This window comes from Kaistella sp. (assembly GCF_049588135.1).
Taxonomy (GTDB): Bacteria; Bacteroidota; Bacteroidia; order Flavobacteriales; family Weeksellaceae; genus Kaistella.
In genome coordinates this window covers 1-4824 of record NZ_JBAVFG010000222.1, presented here as the reverse complement: position 1 = coordinate 4824, position 4824 = coordinate 1, and the positions used below count along the sequence as shown (strand labels likewise).

The 4824-nt window shown below is 31.8% G+C and carries 7 protein-coding genes; all 7 read right to left on the bottom strand.

Annotated elements, in window-relative coordinates:
- Positions 1-496 (bottom strand): hypothetical protein (locus tag WBY99_RS12100; RefSeq protein WP_423976593.1); only part of this gene is annotated, 496 nt, incomplete at its 3' end.
- Between the two features lie 85 nt (positions 497-581).
- Positions 582-743, bottom strand: a complete 162-nt coding sequence (locus tag WBY99_RS12095; protein WP_423976592.1) for a hypothetical protein — start codon at positions 741-743, stop codon at positions 582-584.
- An 8-nt stretch (positions 744-751) separates the two neighbouring features.
- Positions 752-1225 (bottom strand): hypothetical protein, encoded by a 474-nt coding sequence (locus WBY99_RS12090; protein ID WP_423976591.1) that lies wholly within the window; start codon positions 1223-1225, stop codon positions 752-754.
- 23 nt (positions 1226-1248) lie between these two features.
- The gene (locus WBY99_RS12085) at positions 1249-1401 is read right to left on the bottom strand and encodes a hypothetical protein (protein WP_423976590.1); all 153 of its coding nucleotides are present in this window, start codon (positions 1399-1401) and stop codon (positions 1249-1251) included.
- 29 nt (positions 1402-1430) lie between these two features.
- Entirely contained in the window at positions 1431-2330 is a 900-nt protein-coding gene (locus WBY99_RS12080) for a hypothetical protein (protein WP_423976589.1), read from the bottom strand.
- 24 nt (positions 2331-2354) lie between these two features.
- A complete protein-coding gene (locus WBY99_RS12075; RefSeq protein WP_423976588.1) occupies positions 2355-3146 on the bottom strand; it encodes a hypothetical protein in 792 nt (263 codons plus the stop codon).
- Between the two features lie 286 nt (positions 3147-3432).
- Entirely contained in the window at positions 3433-4626 is a 1194-nt protein-coding gene (locus WBY99_RS12070; protein ID WP_423976587.1) for a rolling circle replication-associated protein, read from the bottom strand.
- Positions 4627-4824 lie beyond the last annotated feature (198 nt).

The window sequence follows — 4824 nt, the reverse complement described above, 5'->3', positions numbered from 1 at the left end:
ACATATAACCTATATCAATCAAAGCCACATTGATATCTCTAGAATAAAAAACACCTGCTGAATCCAACGTACCAAAGAAATTTTTAGCACCTCCTTTATTAAAATTATAATCAAATTTAATGTGATTAGTGATTAACTGTTTTGCAAAACCTTCAGAACTCAAAGAACCATAACCCATTGAACTTTTTAAACTAGACAAAGTATCATTAACCAATACCCTAGCATTATTACGAAAATTAGAACCACTGGAAGTATATAAAAACTTAGTTCCATAACCTATTGTATAACCACTTTCGCCCTTTAAAGGATAAGCCTTTTCAACAGCACTAGAACCAAAACCCTCGTTAACTTTTAAAACAGTCAACAATAAGCCATCTACTACACTACCATCTGAATATTTTCTTACACTAGAATCAATATCAACCATATCATTATCTTTAATTAAAAAACCTTGTAACCAACCTATAAAACCCCCAAAAAAAATATAAGGAAACATATTTTATTTATTTTTTATTAGAAAAAAAAACCGCTTAACCATAATGGCAAACGGCTTTCTACTATTAACACTTTCTTAAAATTTACTACTTTTTTGCCTTAGTATTCTTTTCTACTGGTTTGTTCTCTTTTCCCCAGTCTTGGACACCGTCCAACATATCGACCGCATGAATTACCAAACCTGCATAATATTTAATCTTTGGCGCATTTATCAATGCTAGTTCCAAAATTGCTATTACTTTTTTCATATCACTTATTAAAATACTTTACCAAAAAACCCTTTAACTCGCTTACCCGAACTGGTGACACCGTTACCGTTTGGAGAAATCACCAACCCTAATTCTTTGATAAAAATCTTTTGTGATTCTTTTTGCATCAAACACCAGTAAGTTTGCGAAATTCCCAACTCTTTATTTGCAACTTCAACAGCCATACGAACAAAAGTCTTTTTACTTTCTGCACCAATATGCTCAACCCCATCAACTGGGAACGCACTAGCAGTCTGTAGACCGTTTTTTGTTTTTCTCCACGCATTAACGCACATTTGCCCCTCAAATTTCCCTTTTTTCATTCGAGTATAAACAGCCCCCGATTTTTTAACATCGGTTTGAGGTCTACCTTTATAACCTCCATTACCCTGAAAATTACCACCATTAGGATAACCGTTGTTTTGCTTCTGAAAACCCTGATTATACGAATTTCCCCAACTTGCTTTTTTGTAATTAGACATAATATTTCGTATTTATTTAATTACTATTTTAAAAGATTTTTTCTTTTTCTTTCCGGAATCATGAAGTAGAGAGCAGCTGCACCAATCACAGCAGACAAAACAACACCCCCATTCAACCAACTTAACGACTGATTTCCGTTTACTATAGGAGTTCCTAAAATTTCTTGAATATTCATTATTTTTTTTTTTTTTTTTTTTATTAAAACTACTTTTTGACAAACATTTTGTAAGCTAACAAAAGACCACCACCAACAATTAAATAAGTCATCATCTGATTATCTTTTCCACTACCAGCGGACGCACTCCAAACAATTTTACCATTAACTATTTTTATAGAACCCCCTAAAAAGCCATTAGCAACAACCCCCAAATCTAAATTATTCTCATTTGCGTAGCTTTCTAATGTAGCCTGTTCATAACTTGACAATAGATTAAACCCCTGCATAATATCAGCAAAACCACCACTTGGAGTATTTGGATTATTTGAACCACCAGTAGGGACATTAGTATTTACGACTGAACCCGATTTAATGGAAGTAACAGTATAAAATGGATAAGAAAATTGACCCTCCCATTGGTCATTCTCTGACTTCATAACCATTGTACTATTAACATGAGGTAACAGCTCATTTACCGCCTTTTGACAGAACTCGCCAAACTTACCTCGTAAATTTTTAGAACATGAACTTTTATAATTAGATACCGCCTTAACCGATAAACTCGCCCTTTTTGCTAAATCATTTAAACCATTCTGAACACTAACAATATTATTAGGATTAATACTAGATATAATACCGTTGGCTTGATTCATTTGCTCTTCAAAATTCCCTTTATCAAATGCCTGCTTTCCGATACAACTCAATGACCAACCTTCTTGAAAGACATTACCGAATAAACCAGCAATCGCACCAAGAGCAGCACCCCAGGGACCAGCAACAGCACCAGCAGCAGCACCCGAAGCAATACCACCAATACCACCACCTGAACTACCAATACCACCTAAAATATCATCCAACCACCCCTTATTACCGACTGTAAAAGGTGAATCGTTATCATCACTATTATAGCCGTATAAGAATCTATTACTTACATCTAAAACATCCATAATTTCAATTTTTATAAATGTTTTTTAAGACTGAATTAAGTAAATAGTTGAACTACCACTGAATTTAATTTTTTGATTTGGTTCTGTTTTTAAAATTACATAAATACTATTGAAAGCACTCATATAAGAGAGATAAGGATAATTAAGCTCAATTTTTTGTCTCTTTACAACTCCATCACATCCGCAATTCCCCGTAAGAACAACATTATTCGAATTTGATAATTTTCTAACACTATTATCCAAACGATTTAAACCTACACCAGAACCAATCAAAGAAAGCTCACCACCAGTTAAATTAGGATTATCCGCAAGAGTAGAAAGTAAACCATCAACAAAAGTCTCCACCTTTTGAATTCCATCATCAATAAAAACACTATCATAATGTTCTGTATCTACTTCAACATCACCATCAATTACAATTTGTTTCAAAGCTAAAGGTACATTTGTACTCTTTGCAACTGTATTATTAACAACTTTTAAACCTCTTAATCCACTAAAAGTCCAATTCAAATCAATCTGTAAATAAGCATCACCCGACAAAATCAAATTACCATTAATTGCAAAAGGTATTAACAAATTTGAACCAAAACGTTTGCCTAAACTACCAACCAAATTAATAAATTTAATATAAGACATAGAATATAAAACGGCATTAGGTTGCGATTTTCTCACCAACTCAACCCTTATATCCAAACTACTTAAAAAATCATTAATATCACCAGATGCTAACTCTGGAAGAATCGAAATACCCGCCATACTATCTTTAACGATAATTTGAGCACGTTTGTTTACGCTATCAATCGGTTGTGTATACATATTTTATTTTTTTTAATTATTATTTATTAATTATTATTTAGATGACAAATGTATAACGATACTAGACCCATTGGCGCAATTTGGCGTGATTTGGCGCACTTTCACAATCTAACTGAATAATTTACATTACATTAAATAATAAGCCGTATAATGATGCATTAGAACCCTTTTTACTCCAAAGGTTTCTTTAATCTCTCTCTTTATTCTGTCAGCAGTTCTTAGACTTACCATTGATAATACTGCTATATCCTTTGTTGATAATTTTTTGTAAAATGAATTTTTCATATTAAAATAATTGTGGCATGTACGGTTTAACTTTTCTTTCAGTAATTATATTGTCAAAGATATTTTGAGGTTGAAAACTTTGTCGGTGCAACCAAATCAATTTATCTAAATCATTTCTTTGCTCTTCTGTTTTATCATACAGCCATTTATACAAATCATTAAATTTGTTTTTAACTTTTCTTTTCAATAAAAAAGAGCATTTATTTAACAGATCATAAATTTTCCCCTTATAAATCTTAACGTAATCTTTTAAATCTTCTGGAAGTTCCACCAATTCACATTTATTTCTCAATTCTGCAAAATCAAAAATTTCGTTTCCACAAAACGTAGGTGCTGTTAACTTCTTTAACGACCTAGAGCAACCCCAAGAAGTGTATAATATCGGACGACGATATTTAACATCTGGTGAATAATCTTCTAAATCGGAATGCTTTATTTGCTTACTTTTTAACAGCTCTGTAAATTCGTCGTTCAATGGTTCTTTTGTCATATACTTTGTTACATAAGAACCGACATCATCTATATTTTTTAGATTATGAATATTTGCCCCATTTTCACCGCCCTCATAACCCAAATTTTCTAAATAACCATTCCAAACTCTTTTCATTGTTACGTGGTTAACATAGCAGTCAAATAATAAATGAAAATGGATATTTCCCTTTTCCGTGGTTTCAGCACGCCAAACATAATTTTTCAATCTTAAAATTTCGTGTCCTGTATCCACCTTATTTTGAACCAAAGTATTTTTAACTTTTTTCAAATGGTCTATAAAATCGATTAATGTTTTAACCATTACCTTATCCGTATGCTTCTGATTTTCAGGAATCGTTAGCGTTACAAATGTTATCATTCTTTGATTAAAACCGTTTGATTTTTTGTAATTATGTTTAATTACATCGATAAACGTATTCGTAGAATCGGTTATCTTTTTTTGTTGCGTTATAGAAAAATTACGCTTGTAATCTTTTTTCTTTATCTCCGAATATTTCAACAAAAAACTTTTAGAATAATCGTTGATGCATTCCACATCATCTACATTTTTCAATTTTGCTAATTCTTTCTTTTGCTCGTCAGTAATATTATTTTCAAATTGCTTCAAATTTTCTTTTGATTTTTCGTTATATCTTTTTTCATCGGCCAGGCTATAATACACTAGATTACGCCTTTTCAGTTTCATGAATTTTGTCGTTGACATTTTTAGGTAATTTTTTTGGGGTGAGAATCTTCGGTTAGTCCGATTGTTTAGGCAAGTCCATAAGAGAGAAAAGCGTTCTTATATGTCTCTTAATTCTATAACTAGAGACCTTTCTCCTTTCCAAGTTTCACCATATTGTATTACACTAGTAGTTTTTAACATATTTGATAAACACATTTTATAAGCATACTTTAAAAT